This is a genomic window from Allorhodopirellula solitaria (assembly GCF_007859855.1).
Classification (GTDB): Bacteria; Planctomycetota; Planctomycetia; order Pirellulales; family Pirellulaceae; genus Rhodopirellula; species Rhodopirellula solitaria.
In genome coordinates this window covers 72,035-95,869 of record NZ_SJPK01000010.1, presented here as the reverse complement: position 1 = coordinate 95,869, position 23,835 = coordinate 72,035, and the positions used below count along the sequence as shown (strand labels likewise).

General features: G+C 59.6%; 16 protein-coding genes. 7 read left to right on the top strand and 9 right to left on the bottom strand.

The annotated features are described in order from the left end of the window. Positions 1-23: 23 nt before the first annotated feature. Together secD and yajC are read right to left on the bottom strand one after the other, a co-directional pair. The gene (gene secD, locus CA85_RS17555; RefSeq protein WP_246112939.1) at positions 24-3,245 is read right to left on the bottom strand and encodes a protein translocase subunit SecD; all 3,222 of its coding nucleotides are present in this window, start codon (positions 3,243-3,245) and stop codon (positions 24-26) included. Between the two features lie 119 nt (positions 3,246-3,364). After that, positions 3,365-3,931, bottom strand: a complete 567-nt coding sequence (gene yajC / locus CA85_RS17550; protein ID WP_246112919.1) for a preprotein translocase subunit YajC — start codon at positions 3,929-3,931, stop codon at positions 3,365-3,367. Between the two features lie 215 nt (positions 3,932-4,146). Here yajC and CA85_RS17545 point away from each other — a divergent pair, with 215 nt between their 5' ends. Further along, positions 4,147-5,907 (top strand): DUF4153 domain-containing protein, encoded by a 1,761-nt coding sequence (locus tag CA85_RS17545; RefSeq protein WP_146392661.1) that lies wholly within the window; start codon positions 4,147-4,149, stop codon positions 5,905-5,907. 409 nt (positions 5,908-6,316) lie between these two features. Here the strand turns inward: CA85_RS17545 and CA85_RS17540 are convergent, their stop codons facing one another. After that, positions 6,317-7,228 carry an EamA family transporter gene (locus tag CA85_RS17540; RefSeq protein ID WP_246112918.1) on the bottom strand — a complete coding sequence of 304 codons (912 nt, stop codon included), beginning with the start codon at positions 7,226-7,228 and terminating at the stop codon, positions 6,317-6,319. 461 nt (positions 7,229-7,689) lie between these two features. Continuing rightward, positions 7,690-9,663 carry an acetate--CoA ligase gene (acs, locus tag CA85_RS17535; RefSeq protein WP_146392659.1) on the bottom strand — a complete coding sequence of 658 codons (1,974 nt, stop codon included), beginning with the start codon at positions 9,661-9,663 and terminating at the stop codon, positions 7,690-7,692. Between the two features lie 177 nt (positions 9,664-9,840). Between acs and CA85_RS17530 the strand changes: the two genes are divergently transcribed. Genes CA85_RS17530 through CA85_RS17520 form a run of 3 tightly spaced genes read left to right on the top strand, consistent with a single transcriptional unit; the run spans position 9,841 to position 13,594 of the window. Beyond that, a complete protein-coding gene (locus CA85_RS17530; protein WP_246112917.1) occupies positions 9,841-10,266 on the top strand; it encodes a GntR family transcriptional regulator in 426 nt (141 codons plus the stop codon). A 35-nt stretch (positions 10,267-10,301) separates the two neighbouring features. Next, positions 10,302-11,270, top strand: coding sequence for an ABC transporter ATP-binding protein (locus CA85_RS17525; RefSeq protein ID WP_391564895.1), 969 nt, complete (start codon positions 10,302-10,304; stop codon positions 11,268-11,270). Continuing rightward, positions 11,267-13,594 (top strand): ABC-2 transporter permease, encoded by a 2,328-nt coding sequence (locus tag CA85_RS17520; RefSeq protein WP_146392657.1) that lies wholly within the window; start codon positions 11,267-11,269, stop codon positions 13,592-13,594. Before CA85_RS17525 ends, CA85_RS17520 begins: the two co-directional genes overlap by 4 nt. A gap of 331 nt (positions 13,595-13,925) precedes the next feature. On the opposite strand, the gene scpB is transcribed toward CA85_RS17520, so the two are convergent. Then, positions 13,926-15,221 (bottom strand): SMC-Scp complex subunit ScpB, encoded by a 1,296-nt coding sequence (gene scpB, locus CA85_RS17515; RefSeq protein WP_186775023.1) that lies wholly within the window; start codon positions 15,219-15,221, stop codon positions 13,926-13,928. A gap of 169 nt (positions 15,222-15,390) precedes the next feature. On the opposite strand from scpB, the gene CA85_RS17510 reads away from it, so the two are divergent. The 3 genes from CA85_RS17510 to CA85_RS17500 all read left to right on the top strand — a co-directional run bounded on the left by CA85_RS17510 (position 15,391) and on the right by CA85_RS17500 (position 18,528). After that, positions 15,391-16,110: a hypothetical protein gene (locus tag CA85_RS17510; protein WP_246112915.1), complete on the top strand. Its 720-nt coding sequence runs from the start codon at positions 15,391-15,393 to the stop codon at positions 16,108-16,110. Next, the gene (locus CA85_RS17505) at positions 16,107-17,279 is read left to right on the top strand and encodes a cysteine desulfurase family protein (protein WP_146392656.1); all 1,173 of its coding nucleotides are present in this window, start codon (positions 16,107-16,109) and stop codon (positions 17,277-17,279) included. The genes CA85_RS17510 and CA85_RS17505 overlap by 4 nt, the downstream gene beginning before the upstream one ends. A gap of 73 nt (positions 17,280-17,352) precedes the next feature. Further along, positions 17,353-18,528, top strand: a complete 1,176-nt coding sequence (locus CA85_RS17500; protein WP_246112914.1) for a helix-turn-helix domain-containing protein — start codon at positions 17,353-17,355, stop codon at positions 18,526-18,528. A 69-nt stretch (positions 18,529-18,597) separates the two neighbouring features. Here the strand turns inward: CA85_RS17500 and CA85_RS17495 are convergent, their stop codons facing one another. From CA85_RS17495 to CA85_RS17480, 4 genes are all read right to left on the bottom strand, one after another. Further along, entirely contained in the window at positions 18,598-19,347 is a 750-nt protein-coding gene (locus CA85_RS17495) for a hypothetical protein (RefSeq protein ID WP_146392654.1), read from the bottom strand. A gap of 27 nt (positions 19,348-19,374) precedes the next feature. After that, positions 19,375-20,871 (bottom strand): hypothetical protein, encoded by a 1,497-nt coding sequence (locus CA85_RS17490; RefSeq protein ID WP_186775022.1) that lies wholly within the window; start codon positions 20,869-20,871, stop codon positions 19,375-19,377. Positions 20,872-20,993: 122 nt separating this feature from the next. After that, entirely contained in the window at positions 20,994-22,319 is a 1,326-nt protein-coding gene (locus CA85_RS17485) for a polysaccharide biosynthesis/export family protein (RefSeq protein ID WP_146392652.1), read from the bottom strand. 65 nt (positions 22,320-22,384) lie between these two features. Then, positions 22,385-23,518, bottom strand: coding sequence for a hypothetical protein (locus CA85_RS17480; protein WP_146392651.1), 1,134 nt, complete (start codon positions 23,516-23,518; stop codon positions 22,385-22,387). Positions 23,519-23,835 lie beyond the last annotated feature (317 nt).

The window sequence follows — 23,835 nt, the reverse complement described above, 5'->3', positions numbered from 1 at the left end:
CCGGTTTCCAAGTTGCTCGTTACTTACTTCGCCGCTGCAGCTTTCTGGTCTTGGCGATTGACCAGGTACAGCAACACGGGGCTGGCGATGAAGATCGAGCTGTAGGTACCGACCGTCACGCCGACGACCAACGCGAACGCAAAGGCGTGAATGCCTGCCCCGCCGATCGCGTAAAGCAACACGACCACGATCAGTGTCGTCATCGAGGTTAGCAACGTTCGGCTAAGCGTGTCGTTGATGCTGGTGTTGACCATTTCCTGCGTGAGCTTCGGTGCTTTGCCCTTGGTTTCCCGGATACGGTCAAAGACAACGATCGTGTCGTTGAGCGAGTAGCCCACGATTGTCAGCAGAGCGGCAACTACCGTCAGCGAGATCTTGAACGGGTCGATCAGCAAGAACCCGAGGTAGTCGGCAAGCCAGAAGCTCATGGCGATCGCACCGAGTGTGATGATGATATCGTGCAGCAGGGCAACGACAGCGGCGACGCCGTAGACGACTCGCTGGAACCGAAACCAAATGTAGCCGATGATGCACAGCAGCGATGCAAAGAGTGCACCGAGAGCACGGCCGACCATGTCGCCCGCCACACGAGAGCCCACGCTGCTACTGCTGATCCAAACCGGATCGCTGCCGAGGTTCTCTTCGAGCTGCGTCATGACGGCAATCGCGTTATCACCCGTGAGCGGCAATTGTACTTGCCAGTTCGCGTAAGGGAGCGCCGACCCGCTAGACCATTCCTCGGTATCTTCGCCGATGGGTTTCAGGCGGACACCGCGTTCATTGAGCGGGGTCTTGGCTTCAGCGGCAGCTTGGACGAGTGCTTCCAGCAAGCCGGCTTCGTTGATCCCGGCGTCCTTTTCACTGCCTTCGATGCCGAGCGAGATGTCGGAGGTGCTGTAGGTGTAGCCGGGCACTTCGATCTCACGCATCTCGGGCTCTTCCGAGCCGCTTGTCGAATCTTCGGTCGCAGGTTCATCGCTCGCTTGGAATGCCGTCAGCATGACGCCGTTTCGATTCGATTCCCACTGCGATTGGTCTGCTTGGCTCGGTGTGGCGGCCGCGCCGGTGGTGTCGGCGGCCGGTTGGGCCGCTTCGTTTCGCCCTTCGGGGGCGAGATCCGCAGGCGTGATTTCGATTTGGTAGGTGGAGAGGCCGACGCGTTGGTCTTTGGCGAATCCGTCCACGATGGCCTGCTTGAGCAGGTCGACGTCATCGACCGATGAGTCAACTTTGAAGACAGTGTTTTCGGCCGCGCCGTCCATGCTAACACCGTTAACGGTGAACTGAATCGGTTCCGCGTCGTCGGTGGTGAACGCCTCGTTCATGATCTGCCGAACCTCGTCGGTCTCGGTTGGGGCGTCGACTCGGAACTGGACCGAGGACCCGCCAGCGAAATCGATGTCGAGAATACCGCGGCCACGCTCATAGAGAGCGACGATGCCCGCGGTCACGAAGACTGCCGAAACGATCAGCATCGTCCGTCTAACGCTCATGAAGTTGATCTGGCCACCACCGGAAATCGACGAGCGAATTGAATTGACAGTGTCGGACATGGAAAGCGAGAGCAAGCCTCGGCGTTCAGCCAGGTCGAAGAGCGTTCGCGAAACATAGATCGCGGTGAACATCGAGAACAAAATCCCCAGGATCAGCGTGACGGCAAAGCCGCGGATCTGGTCAGTGCCGATCGCGTAGAGCACGATCGCCGTGATCAGCGTCGTCAGGTTGGCGTCGACAATGGTCGTCGTGGCGCGGGCGAAGCCGTTGCGGATGGCCATCCGGTCTTTCGCCCCCTTCTTCCGCTCCTCCCGAATACGCTCAAAAATCAGCACGTTGGCGTCAACGGACATACCGACCGTCAACACCAAACCAGCGAGTCCCGGCAGGGTCATCGGTTGGTTGATGAAGACCATCGTGGCCAGGATGAGCATCAGGTTCATGATCAGTGCGATGCACGCGATCAAACCTGAGAACCGGTAGTAGCAGAGGATAAAGATCAGCACCAAGCCGAACGACAGTTGGATCGCGAAGACACCCTTGTCGATGGTGTCGGCTCCGAGCGTGGCGTCAATTTGGTTCTCGGCGATCGGCTGTTTCGTTACCGTTGCTGGCAACTGTCCCGCTTTGAGAATCTGCACGAGACCGTCGACCTCCTCGCGGGTGAAGTTGCCCGTGATTCGGCCTTCTTTGGAAATCGCCTGGCGAATATTGGGTGCCGACAACAGCGTATCATCGAGAATGATGCCGAGTTGTCGTTGGTGCGTGCCTTCGGGCGAATTGTTCTGCGTCAGGGCACGGAATCGTCCCGAACCGAGATCGGTTAGGTTAAATGCGACCGCGGGGCCGCCGTGTTCATCAAACGTGCTGGCGGCATAGGATAAGTCGCTGCCCTGGATGTCCAGCAGCGGGTTGATGATCATCAGCACTTCGATGTTCGCAAACGGCTGGGTTTTCAGCCATTTGGCGACCCGCAGGACTTCGGGTTCGTCGTCGGCGCCCGGCAAATCGCTGGGGATCTGCAGGATGGCACCCGTGTTCGGGTTTCGGATCGTCGTGCCGAAGGTGGACATCCGCATCGGCCGCACGTCGTCGACGGTTTTCGATTCCCGGCCCATTTTCACCCACCGGCCATAGAGGCCATCATCGATATCACCGACTTGAACGGCGGTGGCGACAGCGGGATCGTTGGACTCGGACTGCTCGATGGCCTGAGTAATGATGGCGGCGTGGTCGCGATCGTTGGCGAGGATCGCGAAACGCAGCACGCCGGCTTCCTCGACGAGCTTCTTGATCCGGGCGACCTCACGATCGTCCACTGCGGGGACGATGATTTCGATTTGCGATTCGCCGTACGGGCGGATCACGATCTCCTGCGTGCCCGACGGGTTGATCCGTCGGGTGAGCGGTTCGACGAGATCCTGGCTGGAAATCGGTGAGTTGTTTTGGCGGAGTTCTTCCTGTTTCTCCGGGTCGATCTCGTAGACCAAGATCGTACCGCCGCGAAGGTCGACACCGAGGCCGGGCAGTCGGTTCCACAGCGTCACACCGCTACCGATCAGGGCGACCAGGATGAAACCGAAGCGTGTGCCGTAGCCCGGCATTTTCAGAGCTCTGGCCAGCCAGCCACCGAATACGAAGGGCAGGATCAGGACAGCGGCCGCGACGAGGAGAGCCACCCATTTGGCGGTGTCCATGCCTCGGGTGACTTCGCCCGCGACTGCGGAATCCGTTTGTGCGAGCAGAGCCATGAGGCTGGTCGAGGTGTCCCACGCGATATTGCTTGCGGAGGAGACGACACAGTCGAGGCGAGAGGAAAGAAGATCCATCGTGATTTTTCGAAAGACGGTGATTGAGAACGAGAAAACGGCTAGTCCGACGACTCCTCGCCGGACGCGTTTTTGGACGGAGATTCGCCACGGGTGACTTTACCGGGCTGTTGTGCGGTGCCGGGCTTGCCGTCTTTTCCAAGCGGTTTGCCTTTGGCGTGTTCGGTGATGGCCGCGACGGCCGAGCGATTGACTTTGATACGGGTCGTTCCCGCTTCGTCAATCTTCAACGTGATCACATCACTATCGGCGGTCGCCGAGACAACGGTCCCGTGCAGCCCTCCGATGGTGACAACACGATCATTTTTGGTCAGCGAGGCGAGCAAATTGGTCTCGTTCTGACGCTTGCGTTTTTCCGGCAGAAACCACGTCACGTACCAGATCATCGCCAAGCCAGCGATCAGCGGCAGGGGCGAAGCAAAAAATGCTTCCCAAATATTTTGTGGACCAACTGGCTTGGCACCTTCGGCCCCACCGTCCTGGGCCAGCAGCATCGCTTGCGTGATCCATGTGTCGGGCGACGCCAATCGCGCAGCCCAATCTGAGGCACGCCCGACAGGCGTGCCCGTCAGGAATTCGTTGGCTTTTTCAATGAAAATGGGGTCCAAGCGTGGTATCAAAACAATGGGTCCGGGCACCGGAGGGATGCAGGAAAGGGTCGCGGTTGGGGCGGAAACCACAACATCAGGCGGGAAAGTCAATGCGGCATGATATGGAAGGCCAAAAATCGCCACAAGCCCAGCTAAACATTGACCGACGGAGGACAGTACGATAGACGGGCATTCACTCTCTTCTCTTGCCTATTTTGTAGCGGTCAGCGGCGATGTCTCACGATGCGAACCTTCCTGATTCGAGCGAATCAGCGCCAGCCCACACTGCAGCCGATCGGGAAGGGGCCGGCCGAATCCGCGCGATTGCCTCGGAACTGTTGATGGTGGTGGTGTGGACGATCGCCGCCGATCTGTTCGTTTTTCGCGGTCGGGGGTACTTCGCTCTGGCTGCCTTTTTCGCCGTCGCGTTGGTGGCCGCCGTCGTCGTGCATCGATTGCGAGAGCGGAGACTGGATGGCGAGGTCGGTAGCGGCATCGAGGGCGCGGCCAGCATCGAGGACGCGGCCAGCACCGAGGACGCGGGTGGTAGGGCGGAATTGGTCGCGCGCAGCGACAGCGAATCCGCCGGCTGGGTCGCTGCTCTCCTCGCCGGGGCGTTGTTGGTCGTGGCGATTCTCCGCTTGGGCTGGGAGGGTTCGGTCCCGTTAACGCTCGCGACCGTGGTCATCTTCGTCGCCTTGGTGCTCACTCTCTCGGGTTGGCTGCCGACGCTCCTGCGCACCCTGACGACTCTCGTCTTCGCTGCGTTTCTCGGCGCCGAACGTCTCCCGCAACTGCGCTCGGTCTCGATGGCGAGGCGGCTGGCGTCGACGCGACCTCTGTGGCTGTCGGTCCTGCTGCCCGCCGCTGCTGTGTTGCTCTTCAGCGGCATCTTTGTCCTCGCCAACCCCGATTTGGTCGACTGGGTGTCGAACTGGGCCGGCGACTCCCTCGAGCGATTTTTTAATTTCTTTTCACAGGTCTCGGTCTGGGAGCTCCCGTTTTGCGTTTTGGCGTTTTTGGTGGGTGCAGGGCTGCTCCGCCCCCTCGTTCCCGGCGCCGACGACTTGGTCAAGCGGCTCGTTGGCGGGCCCCCGTCTGACGTAGCCGATGTCGGCGCGGTAACGACGGGTGAAGTCAAGAGTCCACTGTACGCTCCCTTCCGCAACATGCTGGTCGCGTTGATCGGGTTGTTTGCTGCGTATCTCGTCTTCGAGTTCAGTACGTTGTGGCGGCGGGAATTCCCCGCGGGTTTTTACTATGCCGGCTACGCTCACGAAGGAGCAGCTTGGCTGACCGTCGCGCTCGCTCTGGCAACCTTCACTCTATCTCTGGTCTTTCACGAGGCCATGTTTCGTGATCCGCGAATCGAACGACTGCGGATGCTCGCATGGATCTGGTCTGGGATGAACCTGCTGCTAGCCATGGCCGTTTACAACCGCTTGTTCATCTATGTTGGCTACAACGGCCTGACCCGGATGCGAACGGTTGGATTCTTCGGCATCACACTGGTCCTGGTCGGCTTTGGTTTGGTGATCTTCAAGATCGTGCGGCGCCGCTCGCTGTCGTGGTTGATCCAGTCTCAACTGATCGCGTTATCGCTGGCGATCGTACTGTATTGCTTGTTTCCGGTTGACTACGTTGCCCACCGGTACAACGCGAGCCAGGTCGCCGGCGACTACCTCCCGCCAGCGGTCATGATTGCGGTCAAGCCGATCGATGACGAAGGTGTTTTTCCGCTGTTGGATTTGGTCGATCATCCCGATGAGATCATTCGTGATGGGGTGCGTGCCATGCTCGCAAAACGACAACGCCAGATTGAGTCTTATGCTACGTCCACCCCATGGAGTTGGCATCGGTACCAGTACAGCAAGACGCTGCTTTACAGGCGGTTGAAGGAGGAGGAATCCAAGTGGCGTGAGTACCGGCAGGATCCGGCGTCGGGAGAAATCGCGATGGGAAGGTTTCGCGACTACGCGATGCAGTGGTATTGAGTCCGCGTGTCGATGCCGCGGTTTTCTAATTTCAAAACACCGCTTCGGCGTGTGACAAGCACGGGGGGGAGCAAGCCTGGGGATAATCCACAAGTATCCCGAAAGGGATTGAAGAGAATAGCCGTAGGTAAGCGCAGCGCCGCCTGCGGTTGTTCGTTGAAGATGGAACGTCGACCCCGAAGTGGGTCGCAGGCCTCGTTGTGAATGATCTTCAACCCCATTCGGGGTTGGCACGCGTGTTTCGCGACGTTTCCGGTGGTGTTCGCTTGCGCTCAAACCACCGGCTATTTTCTAAAACGCCTTCGGCGTACGAAGACTTGTGGGTAATCAACAGCTCGTCGCCTCGTCCACTCCAGAAAAGATCTCGCAAAATTCGCCACTTATTGATCACGCGTTGCTGACGCGTTTCCTAACTGCCGAACATCATCAGCAGGATAACGCCGACCAGGATACCGAGTACGCAGGCGATTTTACGCCAGAGGTTGTATTCTCCACTCATGCGGCTGCCCGCGATCAGCGTCACGATCACGCTCGCGCGACGCAGCGGTGAAACCACCGACAGTAATGCCTCGGGGTCCGATAGGGCGGTGAAGTAGGCCATGTCGGCCGCCAGCAGCAGGGGGCTGATGAGCAGAATCGAGCGACGGAATTCAAAGGGGGCTGTCGGCCGGGGAATGTCCGCGTTTTGCTCGCGATACCAACGCACCGCTAGCGGCACCATCACCGGCACGAGGTAGACGCTGAACCAAGCTTGCACGGTCGCCGGGCTGTAGCCGAATTCCTGCAATAGAATCTTGTCGTATACCGAACTGATCGCGCCGAGGATGGTCGCGGCAACCATCCACCACACCGCGCGGTCCGTGCGGAAGCGGATACCCTCCTGCGAGCCCACGATCGACAGGGCCCAAAAAGACCCCAACACGATTGCGATGCCGAGCCACTGCAGCGGCGTCGGGCGTTCCCCCAGGAACGCGATCGCGATGAAGAGTGTCCATAGCGGACTCGTCGACCGGATCGGCGCAGCGATTGAAAGCGGAAGTGCCTTCAAAGCATGAAAGGCCAGCGTCCAGGAGACGCCGACCAAGACGGATTTGCCTGCCAGGGCGAGATGGCCCCAGCGGTCGATCGCATCGACACGCAGCCAGTCGGGCCAGTCCATGGCGGGCAGGGCCGTCTGCAGGAGCAGCAGTGCAGACCAGATCAGGGCGCCCACGCACACACTCAGCAGCAGCACGATTGGGACCGCATTGCCGCGTACAGATACCTTTTTGGTAACGTCGTAGAGTCCCAGCAGCGACGCCGAAATCAGCGTCAATACCATCCATGTCATGGCTGCAGATTGTCCAGTGATAAGCGTCGCGAATCAATCGTCCACGCTAAATGGAGTGGACGTGGCGACGAGTCCTGTCAGTTACCCACCAGTGCAGCATTCTATCGATTGCTGAAGATAGCTCATGACAACGCCCCAACGGGGCAGTTCTATGAAAGCCCCAGGCAACGCCTGGGGTTTCAGACGCCACCACCTCGCGTTAGCCCCAACGGGGCGGCTCTATTTGCACATGCCATCCCAACGGCAGGATTGCGGCGAACATGAGGGCCGCCCAGCTGGGGCTCAAGAACGCTTCCTTCAGGATACATGCGGGTTATCACAAAACCGGGATTCCTGTCAGACAAGCTGACAGGGGATCCGGTTTTGTGGGTAACTGACAGGACTCGTGGCCTCGTCCACTACGCGTTTTGACGGGACTCGTCCCATCTTAGGTCATAGCCAACGCCTCGCAATCACTCTGAGTCTTGCAGTTGAGCGATGGAGGCCAAATCCTCCAGTGTCGAGGTGTCACCGACCAATTCACGTCCCGCGGCAACGTCGCGGAGCAGTCGGCGCATGATCTTGCCGCTACGAGTCTTCGGCAATCCCGAGGTGATTCGAATATCATCAGGCTGTGCCAGAGCTCCGATTTGCTTGCGCACGTGCTGCTTGAGCTCTTTCAGGAATTCGTCGTCGGTGTCGCGGCCCGTTGTCGTTACGAACGCAGCGATCGCTTGCCCTTTCAGGTCGTCCGGGCGTCCTACCACCGCCGCCTCGCACACATGGGGGTGCGATACCAATGCGCTCTCGACTTCGATCGTGCTCAGGCGGTGGCCCGAAACATTGATCACGTCGTCGATCCGGCCCATGATCCAGTAATACCCGTCGCGATCGCAGCGTGCATTGTCGCCGGTGAGGTACTGTCCGGGCACGTCGCTGAAGTACTGCTCGATGAAGCGTTCACGATCACCCCAGATGCCCCGGAGCATTCCCGGCCAGGGTTTCGAGATGCAGAGCTTGCCCCCGTGTTCACTGTCGACTTCGTTGCCGAGCTCGTCAACGATTTTAGGCATCACGCCCGGCAGGGGCTTGGTGCAGGAACTCGGTTTGGTAGGGGTGATTCCCGGCAGTGGGCTCATCATGATGCCGCCCGTCTCGGTTTGCCACCACGTATCGACGATCGGGCAGCGACCGCCGCCGATCTTGTTGTGGTACCACATCCAAGCTTCGGGGTTGATGCCTTCGCCGACGCTGCCGAGCAGTCGCAGGCTGGAGAGATCATGTTTGTCGACATGCTCATCACCCCATTTGATGAAGGCGCGCACCGCCGTGGGGGCCGTGTAGAGCACCGTGACTTTGTGCCGCTCGACCAGATCCCAGAACCGGTCTTCGGCTGGATGGTTCGGCGCTCCCTCGTACATCAAACAGGTTGCCCCCGCCGTCATCGGGCCATACACGATGTAAGAGTGGCCGGTGATCCAGCCACAATCTGCCGTGCACCAATAGATATCGTCATCACGGTAATCGAAGACCCACTCGAACGTCCGCCGCGCCCACAGGTTGTAGCCGGCCGTGGTGTGCAGGATTCCCTTAGGCTTGCCCGTGCTGCCGGACGTGTAGAGGATAAACAGAGGGGTTTCGCTGTCGAGCGGTTTGGCGGCTAGCTCTCCGGGCTGTGTGTCAACCACGTCATGCCACCAAACGTCGCGTCCCTCCGTCATCGGCGTCTCATCGCCTCCCGTGCGGCGGAGAACCAAGCACTTTTCGACAGTTGTCGATTTAGCGAGTGCTTCGTCGACGGTCTCTTTGAGCGGCAAGACTTTCCCGCGGCGATACAGCCCGTCGGAGGTAATGACCAGTTTCGCGGATGCGTCATTGTTGCGGTCGGCAATCGATTCGGCACTGAAGCCTGCGAAGATTACCGAGTGGATCGCGCCGATGCGCGCACAGGCCAACATCGCGATGGCGAGTTCCGGGGTCATGGGCATGTAGATGCTGACCACATCTCCTTCGCCCACGCCGAGTTGCTCGTATGCCTCGGCACACTTGGCAACCTCTCTCTGCAGTTCACGGTACGTCAGCGTGCGAGCGTCGCCGGGTTCGCCTTCCCAGATGATCGCAGTCTTGTCGCCTCGGCCGGCCTCGACGTGAGCATCGACGCAGTTGTAGCACGCATTGGTTTTGCCACCGACGAACCACTTCGCATCAGGAGCATCCCATTGGCAGACGTCGCTGAACGGTTCGAACCAGTGCAAGTGCTCGAGCGCCTCCTGCCGCCAGAACTCGTCGGGCGTATCGCGAGCAGCGGCAGCCATCTCGTCATACTGCTGCACGCTGGAGATCACGGCGTTTTGAGTGAATTCCGCAGGCGGCGGGAAAACACGGTCTTCGCTCAACACGTGATCGATCGAGCCACTCTGAGAATTATCGGCAGGCTGGGAAGTCATTAGCGGGCAGGTCGTCGGTAAGGGGAAGGTGTGAGGGAAGAAGCTAGCTTAACATCCCAAGCCCCTAGCGTGCGAGAGCACCCAGATTGGCGCCCTACCGGGGCTGTTTGGGATGGGGAGAGTAATCAATGTCGTATTCGACGAAGCAGGCGGGCTGTTGACTGTATCGGGGGTTTGGTGTACCATATCACCAACACACTTAGTCAGAAGGGTTTTCAGGCGATGTTCTTTTCCATCGATAGTGCCAATGGGGTGCCGATCTACGAGCAGCTGATCCGTCAGGTCAAGCTGGCGGTCGCTGACGGCGTGCTCAGCGGTGGGCAGATGGTGCCGAGCGTGCGGCACCTGGCCAACGAGCTGGCGATCAATCCCAACACGATCCAGCGGGCCTATCAGCAGTTGCAGGCCGACCGGGTGCTCGAGGTGGTTCGCGGCCGGGGCTTGGCGGTACGGCGAGATGCACTGGACCGCTGCACGAAGGCCCGCAATACGCTCGTTGCCAATGCCCTCGAGAGGCTGCTGGCCGATGCCCTGGCCGGCGGCATGTCCGCTGGCGAACTGCGGACACTCTTTGAACAAGAGCTCCAGCGTCAATCTCAATGACCTTTTCTTTCTTGCGGGGAACTCCGTCGATGAATATGGCTACCCAGAACATGGCTGCACGCAACTCAGTGCTCTCACTCAAGAGTGTTTACAAGCGGTTCCAGCAGACCGTTGCCCTGCATGACGTCAGCCTCGATGTCCCCAGTGGCGTTGTGTTTGCATTGCTCGGCGAGAATGGTGCGGGCAAGTCCACTTTGATCAAGATCCTGACGGGTTACGAGTCCGCCGACTACGGTCATGCCTCGGTGCTCGGTCGCGACTGTGATTTTGAATCGATGGAGATCCGCCGGAAGATCGGCTACGTGTCGGACGCGCCGGCGCTCTATGAGTGGATGACGCCGCCAGAAATCGGCTGGTTCACATCGGCGTTCTACCCGAAGGGTTTCCTGACTCGCTATCAACAACTGCTGGCGGAGTTCAACGTCCCGGCGGAAACAAAAATTAAAAACTTGAGCAAGGGCCAGCGAGCGAAGGTCGCCTTGGCACTGGCGATCGGGCATGACCCGGAGTTGCTGATTCTCGATGAGCCCACCAGTGGTCTCGATCCGATGGTGCGCCGTCAGTTCTTGGAATCGATGGTCGACCGAGCGGCCGTGGGTCGCACGGTGTTGCTCTCGAGTCACCAGATCAGCGAGGTGGAGCGGGTTGCCGATTGGGTCGCGATCCTGCACCACGGACAACTGAAAGTCGTCGCGCCTTTGGAGGAGCTGAAAACGGAGGTGCAGATGGTAACAGCGACAGTGGATTCGCTCGGTTCTGTGGTGCCGGTGCCCCGCGGGGAGGTGCTGACGGAGGTCCATACCGGCCGCCAAATTCGCTGGATCGTCAAGAACTTACCCGACGATTGGCGTGATGATTTCCCACCCTCGGCGGGCGCGACCAAGCTGTCGGCTCAGCGAGCCACGCTCGAAGAGATTTTCATTGCGATCTGCGATGATCGGGCAACCCGTCCAGTCGTCGAGGATGACGCCGCCCTGTCCCGGCCTCTGGAGGCTCTGTCATGAACGTCGCACTTCGGCATCTGCTGTGGAAGGACACACGGATGATCGCGTCGCTGGCGACAGCGATCTTGGTGGGAACGCTGGTGTTCCAGCTGATGATTTGGTTCACGATCTGGGCCAACGCCAGCCCCTCCAATATTTACTACACCATCGCGTTGTGGATTCTCATGCCCAACTTGATGGCTCTCGGCGTGCCGCCGATGCTGGTCGGCAGCGAAGAGGAGTCCGGGACGCTGGGTTGGCTTCGCTCGCTCCCCGTGCCCTGGCCGCTGGTGGTGGTCTCGAAGTCGCTTGTCGGGGTGATTGCCGTGGGCGTCTCGTGGGTATTCAGTTCGCTGCTGCTGTGGATGACGATCTCGGTGTGGGAATCCGTCTTGCCGCTGACGGTGGAATCGATGCTGCAGAGCGACGCGATTCGAGGTTTCGCGTTCTTCAGCCTCGAGCTTTTGTTCACCGGGTTTTTTCTGGCCTACCTCTGCCGGTCGCCGCTTCGCGGCTTGATCATTCTGGTCCCCACCATCGTGGGCCTGTTCTATGCGATGCAATGGGTAGAGGCCTGGTGGGACAGCCATGAGGATCCCCATCATCTGTGGTCGATCGGTCGTGTGTTGATCACGATCGCCTACACGGCGTTTCTCATACTGATGCCATTGCTGCCTGCGCGTCGGCGGTTGGCGCGTCGTCGGTCTCGCAAGTCAGCGGGGCCGCCGCCGGGGCTCGCCGAACGCGACGATCAGCCGTATGCGCCGAGCGCCATGCTCGGTGAGGCGTCGCGGCCAGCCATGTGGCGCGCATTCCTGTGGCAGGCGTGGCGGCAGCAGTCCCGGCCGCTGATCGGTCTGGCCATCGTCGCGGTGCTCCTGATGACCGCGTTCTGGCTGCGTACTTTTCTCTTTGGCCTGACACGGCCCTGGGTCAGTAGCGATAACATGCCGTTGATCGTGTCGGTGGTTTTGGTGTTGGTTTGCACCTGGATGGGATGCCTGTGTTTCTATCCCGACTCCATTTCCAGGCGACACTTTTTCCTAGCCGATCGCGGGTTTCCTAAGCGGCATGTGTGGTGGTCGCGAATCGTGGCACCTGCCTTGGCGATGGTGTTGGTGCTGCTGCTGGTACATTATTTAGGGGCAGGTTTTCGCACCCGTCCTTGGCAAACGATCACGCGGAGTTGTTGTCTGCTCGGATTTGCCTGTGGTCTGCTTTCCTCGATGTGGATGTCTCGCAGCACGCTGGCATTTTTCGTTGCACCCCTGCTCACGCTCGCGATTTTGTTCGCCTCGATGCCGTTCTTGGATCACTATTCAGGCTACCTCAGCTATGTGGCCCTTGCCGCTATTCCGCTGGTGGTTGCCTCGTGGCGGATGACGGGCGATTGGCTCAAAGACGCGTATCGCTGGACGACCCAGTTGCGGGTGAGCGGCTATATCCTGCTCGCGGTTCTTGTCGTCCCCACGACCTTTTTCGTGGTTCGTTTCGGCGGCATGCCGCGAGAGCTGCCCGAGTGGCGAGCGGAGATGATGGCCAAGCCGATGCCGAAGGCGTTTGCATGGACCTCCCAACCGCAAAGCGTCCCCACGATCGCAGGCTACCTGAAACCGTGGCTGGCGACGCATCCCTTGCCGATCGAGGTCGATGGCAATTTGGTTGATAGTCCGTTGATGCTCCGTACCCGCACACTCGAATCCTTGAACCTGCATGGCAGCAATAACACCGACGCGTTGCTCGAATCGATTCAATCGGCGCAGCGGATGCTCGAGTGGTCCAAGGCAGCCCGGTTGGCGGTGCTTGACGGTGCAGTCCGCCCGACCGAGGTGCTCCTATACGCCGATCCAGATGAAAGGGCTGCTCTTAACACGTTGTACAATCGTGTCTTGAACCTCCACGTCGATGCCGAGACCTTGGCGATGGTGACGCCCGCGATTGAGGATGCATTGGATGCGATGGCGTCCGAGGACCTACGCGAGGAGTCCTGGCGGATGGCGTTGGCGATGGAGTGGCGACTCTACCAATCCCGACGCGGTCCGCCAAAAATGTTTGCGGGAACCTACGTGGACGGTGGGAACTACTTTCCCCGGCTCGAGCGTCGCCGGGCCGATCGAAATGTCGACTACGCCGTGCACTCGTTACTGAGCCACCGAGTCGATGACGGTCCACCGTCCTCGGCCGATTTCTACACCTTTGGCGTCCCGGTGGACATTTGGGGCACAGGGACAGACACCTATTATGGGCGGTACGAGGATCGAATCGACTTTTACGTCGGATTGGGGCCATATTACAAGGCTCTCATCGAGCAGACGCTCCAGTGCCGCCGCGCAAGTGACCGGTGACGAGTTTCAAAAGTGGCGTAAGCTTCCAGCTTGCGATTTTCGCCGACCGCAAGCTGGAAGCTTACGCCACTTATTGAAACTTCGTAGGTGGCGCTGCGCTGACCTACGGATATTCTCTATCATCCCTAACGGGATACTTGTGGGTAATGACCAGTTCGTCGCGTTGTCCACTACATTTTGCGAGGGACTCGTCGCCTCGTCCACTGCGTTTTGTGAGGGACTCGTAGCCTCGTCCTCTGCGGTGCGGGCAAGGTTTTATCTGCGGTTTGGCCCAGAACCAGTCACATGACTCGCTGCGGGATGAACAGTTCTTCGACGAGCCGATCGCCGCCTAGTCATCGTCGTCGTCATCCCAATCGTCGTCGTCATCTTCCTCGTCGCTGTCGTCTTCGTCGTCCCAATCTTCGTCGGCGTCGTCATCGTCGACTTCTTCCCAGCTATCGTCCTCATCGATGTCTTCGTCGTCATCGTCGTCGAGGTCATCATCCTCGTCGGCATCTTCATCCTCGTCGTCGTCCCAATCATCTTCATCATCGTCTACGAAGTCCTCGTCATCGTCGACATCGAGACCATGTTCGTAGAGGTCGTCCTCTTCGTCTTCGATAACGGCTGCGGGCGCCGCATCGCTCGATGCGGAGGCAGTCACGTCATCAAACGACTCCGTGGCCGCGTCGGCGACGCCGGTTGCGAAATGAGACAACACCGAATCGGTGGCGAGAGCGTCGGTCACTGCGAGACTCACGTCAGACTCCTTGGGGACTTGGGAAGCGGTCTCGTCGACCGGTTCGATAGCAGGGGAAAGTTCAGAATCGCCATCATTTTCTGTAGCGATTAGGTTACCAGAAACATCATCACAGAATCTCTGTGAGTCAATCGCTGGCAAGGCATTAATCGTTGGCAATCCACAGATTTTTAGAAAACGTTTCGTGGTACCGTAGAGATAGGGTCGTCCGAGATCTTCACTGCGGCCACTAATTCGGACTAAATCGAGCTGCATCAATTGCCGCAGGATCTCTCCGCAAGCGACTCCACGAACGCTTTCGACATCCGCCCGCGTGACGTCTTGGCGATACGCCACCACTGCGAGCGTTTCCATCATCGGCCAACTCAAGCGAATGGCTGGAGCTAAAACGCCGAGTCTTCTCAACCAGGGCGCGACGAACGAACGGGTCATCATCCGGCAGCCCCCCGCGAGCTGTTCAATGCGAAAAGCCCGGCCGAGGGAATCGTAGAGTTCGTTCAGTTCGGCGACAAGCGTCCGCGCCTGCGTCGCATCCTCGAGTCCCGCCAGCGAGGCAATTTTACGGTAATTCAGCGGGGATTTTGCGATCAAGAGCAACGCCTCGACCCGGCTACGGGCGACCGACGCATCGAGAGTGTCTGGGCCCGCCTCGGCGCCGCCGGCCTCCTCCTCGGTCGGCTTGTGGGGCTCGGTCGGCTCGGCCAACCGGTCTTCGGCGTCGCGTTGGAATGCACGTTGTCCGTCGCTGCCAGGCGAGTGATCAGTATGCGGGACATTGGCAGGCCCGCGCCGCCGTGGGGCGGTAAGGGGCGGAAACGCGGTGGCGGCTGTGACCCGGCCGCCAAGCGAGGTCACGCGTTGCCAAGGAGCACTGTAAGGATTCATACTGGTTGGAATGGGAAATGCCCTGCCGATTACATGTTGATTGACCGTATCATGGCCAAGTCTCCGTTGCATCTCTAGACACATGAGGGGCTGCAACGTGAAAAAGGGCAAAAGGAAATAGATCATTGTGTCGGCCTCCGGCCTCGTCTTTTCGTCACACGCCTGAGCCTTGTCTTTTCGCCACCTACCTGAGTATTGTCGCCTGAACACGCCGTCCCCCTCCCGCCGCATCAGTGGATCCCAGATCTGGATTACGCTGGTTTCTGCGATCGTTTTTGGCGTCGTGCTATGGGGCATTGTCCGCACGATGGGGTATGTCGAGGGAGAAGAATTTTCCCCGACTCATTTTCGTTCGCGGCGTTTTTCATTTTACGAAATCCCTATTATTCATTGGCAGATCACCCCGATTAAACGGACCCGCAGCACTCCCGCAACAGCCCGACTGCTGAGCCAGAAGAAATGGATTTCGCCACCGTCGACGCCGCCCTCGGTATGGCATCTCGTCTCGCTGCGGCGCGGTGCCGGGGAGCGCTTCGACGATGACGCGGCCCTGTTGCTCAGCCAGCTCCGACTCCGCCGAACGAGTGGGCTTTTTTGGAGCCAGTGGAGCCAAAAACACCCGCAACTGGCTCGCGTGTTGTGGCCTACCATCGCCACACTGGCCCAGCGAGAGCTGTACATTTTGATGCCGCGATTGCTGGAATTGGTCCGCCCGATCGACGATGTTGATGCGTTGCGAGCGACTCAAGATCACTATCTGCGGCAAGAGTATGCGTCGTTGATCGACGATATGCGGGCGGCTGGCCGCGATGATTTGGCTGACGCCTTGATGGCTGAGGCCGCCCAGGACAGGCGTCAGACTGCTACCAACCTCCCATCCGAACCATGATATATCTCGATAACAACGCCACCACGGCACTGGACCGACGCGTTGCCGACGTGCTCATCGAGGCCTGGAAAACGGGGCCGGCGAATGCGTCGAGCCAGCACCAGTTTGGTCGCCGCGCTCGAGCAAAGCTCGAATCGGCTCTCGACCGCATCGGGCAATCACTCGGCAGCGATCTGACACGCGTTGATGCGGCGAGGCTGATCGTGACCAGCGGCGGTACCGAGGCGAACAACCTCGCCGTTGCTGGCCTCGGTCCCGAGGACGGCGCCGTCCTCGTCAGTGCGGTGGAGCACCCCAGCGTGCTGGCCGCGGCGGCCCAGTGCGAGCGACAGGGCCGACCGGTCGCATCGATCGGAGTCGATGACAGCGGAGTCCTGTGCTTGGATCAGCTCGAGAGGTCGCTGGTCGAAACGCAACGTCAGGGCATCCCCGTCGCCCTGGTGTCGGTCATGTCGGCCAACAATGAGACGGGCGTGATCGAGCCGATTGCTGAGATCAGCGAACTCTGCCGCCAGTACGGTGCGCTGCTCCACGTCGATGCCACCCAGTCGATTGGCAAGGTGCCGGTGGATCTGAGCCAATGGGGGGCCGCGGCGGTGACGTTCACACCCCATAAATATCACGGTCCGGCGGGCGTTGGGTTCCTCTGGATGGCTCCCGGAGTGACCGTCCGGCCATCGATCCACGGCGGTGAACAGCAACTGAGCACGCGGCCGGGAACCGAACCGGTCCCGCTCGTGATCGCTGCTGCCGAGGCCACTGCGATTGCGGTCGAGGAGCAACCCGCCGCCGCCATCCACATGGCTGGTCTCCGCGACCTACTCGAGAACGAACTCTGCCGCCGCCATCGGGCAGTGGTAGTGCACGGAGGGTCTGCTGCCCGGATTGGGTCGACCACCTGCCTGTCGCTTCCGGGCACCGACCGGCAAAAAATCTTAATGTCGCTCGATCTCGCTGGCGTCGCCTGCAGCAGCGGGTCGGCCTGCAGCAGCGGCAGCAGCCCACCGAGCCATGTGTTGATCGCCATGGGAGCACCCAAGTCGGCGGTCGATGCTGCCCTACGTTTCGGGGTGTCTAAGTTTTCCACTGAAGCTGAGATAAATCGAGCTATCGACATCATTTCCAGGAAAATACAGCCTTCTGGAGGTTTTGCACATGTGGAAAACTAAGTGGAAAAGCTAGCGGAGTGCCGCGAAGCTGCGTAGAATGGGAGGCTTGTTTCTCATTGTTAGTGAAAGCCTCGTGGTCACTCCATCACCGCCCGCCGTCTCGTCCTTCCCGCTGGAGCGTCCGTCGCTGCGCCGGCGGCGGCGTGAAGCACCGGTGGTGCGGCCGGTCACACCGCTGTTTTACTATGGGCGAGAGAACCGATTAGCGGGTTATGTCTGTGACCAAACCGTTTCCCCGCTGCTCGAGATCGCCCGCCCACTACTGTTGGTCGGACCGCCCGGGGTGGGCAAAACCGCCTTGGCACTGCACCTGGCCCAACGGATTGGGATCGACTCGGTGTGGGACCAATTGAGCGATCCGGCAGCCCCTGCCGAGAGCAGCGGTTCGGGACGCAGCTCAGCGACCGCCGGCGTGACCAGCAAGGTCCTGTCCTCACGCGTCCTCTACCAACCGGCGGTCGATTTCGCTCGCGAGTTCGCCTCTTCGATTGATTCCAAAGACATGCCGCGAATGCGCAAGAATCTCGATGATGCTTGCGTGTGGGTGATCGATGACTTGCATTTGATCGCGGACAAGGCGCCTGCCCAGGAAGAGCTCGCGGCGCGGCTCGAGGCCCGCGACGCGGCCGGGCGGATCACGATTGTGACCTGTCGCCGGTTGCCCTCGGAAATTCGTGGTTTGAGGCCGCCCCTGGTCAGCCGCACGTTGCCCGGCCTGACGGTGGAATTGCGACCGCCCGAAGGCGACGCCCGCAAGGCGATCTTGCGGGAGTTGATCCTGACCCATCTTCCCGATGCCGAACCGGACACTTGGGCGTTGCTCGACGGCGGACTGCCGACGAACGTGAGCGTGCGGGAGCTCGAAGCGGGGGTCAAACAGGTCGCTATGTGGTGCCGGATGAACGCGTCGCCGGTTTGTGCCGAAGCGTTGGCCTCGGCGGGTGGACCGGTCGGTGAGCAAGAATCCGTCTCGATCAAATCAATCACCTCGGCGGTAGCGAGAAGCCTCGGCGTCAAGTCGTCGGAGATGCGGAGCGGGTCGCGGAGGCAGAATATTGTCCGCGCCCGTTCCCTCGCCATGTGGTTGTCACGTCAACTGACCGACTCGAGTCTCTCGCAGATCGGTGACGCATTCGGTGGTCGGGATCATTCGACCGTCTTGCACGCGATTCGAAAAATGGAAGCGGCCTTCGACGATGATGCGGATCTACGCCGCGCCGCCGACCAAATCACCGAACGGTTCGCGTGATGAAAACCGGTGATGGAAGCGGGTGGGTGCTACCCGAGGCCTGACGGCCTTCGGCTCATTGGTTGGTGTTCATCCGCCAGTGATCAACAAGACGAAGCCGATGCAGGCGCCGCCGATTGCGTACATGAATGGCGCGTCCCACGAGTGCGGTGAGAACGCTTCGGTGAGTGTCATGACCGGCGGTATCGAGATAATCAGCCCGATGAAAACCGGCCACGAGAGAATGGGCAGCAGACCCAAAACGACGATCATTGAGGTTAGCCACACGCACGCGCTTCCCTCGTAGGACCGGGTGTAGCACCTGCCCGGCGCGAGAGAGGGGACGTGGTATCGGTGACGGCCGAAGCGGACACCGATCGGCTCGGCCAACCCATCACCTATGCCGTTGACGAGCAGCGGGATGGCAACCAATTCGGCGGCATCGAACCATCTCAGCATCGAAAAGACAACGATGATCACGAGATAGGCGCCAACCGCCTGGCTGAGAATCCAAGCGAGGGTATGCGGCCGGTCCTCGGGACGGTCGACGGCGGCGAAAGCCGTGGCAACGAGCGGAACGCGATCTCGAATCGGCTTCGCGAACACGCCCGTCATCACCACAAACCCGACCAAACTCGTGACCGTCGTGGCTAAACTAGGAGTGTAGGGGAACCACCATGCCAGCACGAATGGGATCAACATCAACAGAAAATGGTTGATCTTGCGAGTGTAATTGACCCTCACCTGGTATCGCAGCACACACCACCCCGTCACATAACACGTGGCAGCCAGGATGATGTCGTGAATGACCAGCGAGATCAGGTAGTTGGTAGGCAGCACGATGGTTCTATCTAGGCTGGTTCGCGATCAAAACGGAGCGTCGTTCTTTTCGATCGGCTGCAAGGAGCGATTCAGCGAATCGTATTTGCGCCGCGACATCTCCTGGTACCACGACTCATCCGAAGCGTCGCTCGGGCCCGCCGTTTCGCTGCCTGTCCCCGCGGCGCGGGTTACTGAGTCGGGCGTCGACCGCGACTGAGAGAGCAAAGCGAACTGATCGAGAATCTCACTGAGCGACATGCTCGAACGATCACCGGACCCTTGCATCATCTTCGTTACAAGTTCCATCGAGACGACTCCAGCGGCGCGATAGTGGATCTTGGTGACAACCGGTTCAGCTGGGTACATGCCCAAGAGAATCATTTTGTCGAACCGGATGTCAGCCGAGATGGTAGGCATAGGTGAGTTGATGTCGGTTGACTGCAGATCGAGCCGGTTCAATGTTCGCCGATCATCGCTGGTGATGAACACGTCCATTGGTACCTCGGGATCGCTAGCTCGCCCTCTCGGCTGATCGACGTTTACCGAGGTGTGGTCAGGTAGGTGAAAAAACAACAACTCCGTGCTTTGACGGTTGGCCGCACCGACGCCCGAGACGAGTTGGTCGCCCTTTTCGAACGTGAACGCCATCACCAGGGTTCGGCCAGCATCGGGTTGGGAACCAGCCGGCGAACTCTTTGCAAAACGCGAATCCTCGCTCTGGGCAGATGAAAAGACCCCCAGCGAACGGAACCGTGCGACCGCTGATTCGATCATGGGTTCGGGCTGGATCGCGATCCCCGGTCGTTCGCTCTCAAAGAACGCCGCCTGACAATCGGTGCCGAAGTAGTACTGCCCGGTGGGATCCGCATAAACCACGGGCTGTATCGAGAGACGATGTTTTCGGAAATACTCATCAACCTGGCTGCGTGTTACCGTCGGCAGTTTGCTACGGCCCTCTCTGGCCATTTCCAAGCCAACGGTGATAGATGGCACACGGCCGATTGTTGATGCTTGACCGGGCAGCGGCGGTGGGGAGTTGGGCTGCACCGAGCCACCGGCGGTTACCATCCGGCAGGATGACGCTTTGGCGCGGGCATACAAACGACGGATTTCCGACTCCATCATCGGCAGCGTCTGGATGCGATGGATCTCGCTGCGTTCAGGGGTCGAGGCGATCTTTCCCACCCGCAGAGCAACCTGGGTTTGCGGACTGTCTGGCATTGCATCCCCCGGCTCGTTGGCTGCCCCGTCCGAACCTGCCGCGTCAGAGCCCTCGCCGATTTTACCGAGTTCCAGGGCAGCCTGCTCCGCTCGCTCGGTCTGTTCCAGCGAAGCGTTCGCCGACCCAGCGGGCCGAGATTGCTTTTGATGCACCAACATGGCGATGAGCAGGCCGGTGATGAGGACACAGCCGATCTTCAAGGAAATTTGATTGAGCATCGCAGTGTATAGAAGTAGGAACAGAGAAGCGGCCGAGGGAAGTCGGCGTGGAGCCAATCCGGATACGCGATTGGCTGGCGTCCAAGCGTCGTGATTGATCATAGGTCGCGAAAAGCGTCGGGGCTATGATCGATTCGCCATTGCCTGCCGGATCCGACACAAAAAAACACCGCGACGAGAACGCCGCGGTGTTTCGAGAGTAACGATTCGGAGGATTATCCGGCTCAGTTATCTACAGCTGTGATTAACAAGGAATCACCGCTGAAGAAGTTGAGGAACGTGTTGAAGAACGCGGCCCCTGGTTTCTGATGCAGCATCACGACGTCGTCAGGCATGATGCGAATACGTTGCTTCTGGTCGTTGATGGCCCGGTCCAAATCGACGCGGATGTTGATTTGACGCCCATCGGGAAGCGTTCGCAGAATCATCACTTGCGTCGCTTCGCGAACGTAACCGGGAGTGCCACCGGCCAAAACAGCACCGCTCAGGCCGAGAGGTCCACCAGGAGACCCGGTCGCCAGGGCAATTGCTTCGAGCACGTCGACGTCTTTATCGCGTGGCAATGGCACACGAGCCCCTGGCAACAAGCCACCGGTGATGAAGTACTCATCACGACGGGGGATATAGATCGTGTCGCCATCGTTGAGGACCACATCGGCGGGTGTGAAGGGGATCCCGTCACAGGGGCAGCCGACCAAGGGGATGCGAATCACGCCTGGATTGCACTCGCCCCCTTCTCCACCACTGACCAAGCCTTGCAGCGAACTGCCGCTGAGGAATTGGGTATTGATTCCCGCCCCATTGCGGATGACATACAGTTCGCGTGCGGCATCGGTGCCGGGCAATCCGCCCGTGGCACCGAGAGCATGCAGGACGTCGTTTTCGTACATTGGCAAATCGATGACCTCGCCACTGCCGCGGTGCACTTGGTCGACCACTCCGGGCGGAGTCAGGGAAACCTGGGGAGCGGGCGAGTCTTGTCGCAACACCACGATCCTGCGAACCCGTGGGATCAGCAAGTCAACGGTGACGCGTTCTTTCCCTTCCTGCAGCACGTTCTCGTCGTAGTAGGCCTGTTTGATCTTGGCCACGGCTTCCGGCAAGGTCAGGCCGGAGATCGAGATGTCACCGATCAGCGGCATATCAATCGTGCCGTTGCCTTCCACCCGCGTCGGCAGACCGGTCAGAGGACCGACCACGGTACCACGCGGTGGATAGTACCGCTGGTTGAGTGACTGGGCCCGCTGCTGGACCGGGGTTTCTTCTTCGTTAGCGGGGAAGACGCCGTACACATAGACCGACAGCGTATCGCCTGCGCCGATGATGTGCTGTTCCGGCTTGACCTGCCCCAACGAGGAGTATGGCAGCGGAGCCAGGGCTTCTCGCGAGCAACCGAACAGATTCGGATCGAGCCGATGGGCTGGGATCGAATTACGAGCCGACGCGACGGAGTGAATATGACATCCGGTGCTCGACAGCGCCGTGATGGTGATCAACGCCGTAACGGCAATTGACGCGGTGATGGGGTGATGTTGACTCGAGCGAATCATTGCTGAATCCCTTCGCAATACAGGATTGAATAATTGGGATGTGAGGTCAAAAAGGGACTCGCGAATCATTCGACGAGTTTGATAACGGCTTTGTCTTCGGTTTCGGAATCACTCATCTGAAATCGTTGATAGGGTGCATCAACAATCACGATGGGTTCGGCACCTTCGATCACTGGGCTCGATTTCGGAGCCGCTTGGATCGGCTCGACCATGCGGATAAAGCCAACAGGTTTAGCCTGAGTCGGTTGAGCAGTCGGTCGGCTCCACTCCGAGGTGGCCCGGTATCCTGGAATCGAAACCAATGGAGCCTCTTCGGATTCCGCAGCCTGTGTCGCAGCGATCACGTCCGCAGCAGCGGGGGTTTGCTCAGCAGCGGGCATCGGAACCGCAGCGGGTTCCGGTGCCGGGGCGGGGGGAATCAGCGGCAGCGTTGGGATATCGGTCAGCGTGTTGGCGCTGGGTTTCGGCAGCGGCAGGGCAACCGATTCCGCCGCTGTTCCGACCGATGGACCGTCGAGCTCGTTGCTCTTGGGGCTCGTCAGGTTCAGGGCTGAGTCGCGTTGTGGCTGGATCGTTTGATTCGAACTCGAATGCAAATCGATGTCCTCGCTGTACTCAAACTCGGCAGGCAGAGTCGGCATTGCAGCGGGCACGGTCGTCGTCGGAGCCGGTACCGTGGTCGTCGGAGCGGGCACTGTGGTGGACGGCGTGGGGGCGGTCTCGATCATTTCCGTCGTGGCGGACATCCCGACGAACGCCTCGCGGCAAGGACCACACTGCCCGTCGCTGCACGGTTTCTCGCAACGTGGGAAGGGGCATTCACTCGTCTCGTAGATTCTCAGATAGTGAGTGTCTGGGAACTGCGACGCTCGTGCCGCTCCGTCCTGCCAGCCACTGTAGTAATCGTGACGCTTCTTGTCACAGTACTTCAGAATCTGCTCGGGTTTGTAGTATCGCTCTGGGGCGACCGCGGGTGGGCAATCGCTCCCCCCCGTTGCGACTTCGTAGAAGCCATCAATCCAGCCTGCCTTGTAATCGCGAGCGAACTCGGCACAGTCCGGCTGCCCGCAATGGATGTACTCCTTGAGTGCACGCACTCGCTGCGTTTTCTCGTAATAGCAATCGTTGAATGACGCACAGCCTCCTAGCGTCATCAACGCTAGCAGACCCAACGACACTCGATGGATTTCGTTCTTCATATCCGCAACTCGTCCGAGCTTGAGTGAAATGGGTATTCACCTACTGTGTTCGGTTGACCCAATTGCTCAGCCGTTGTTTTTCACCAGAATTCGGGCATCTTACGGACAACAGGAGCTGGACAGACTCTCTATCTGTCCTATCTTCACACTGTAGGCAGCTTCGCGGGTGCTGCCCGACCGGATCAGAGCACTGTGGCGTTCGCAAGTTTCCCCCTCAGTCCCATGGCGAGGCTGGTTCGCCCGCTCGCCTGGTTTCATCCCCCACAATCCGTCCGAGACGAATAATCCGTAGGCAGCTACAGCGATGTCAAAACCGA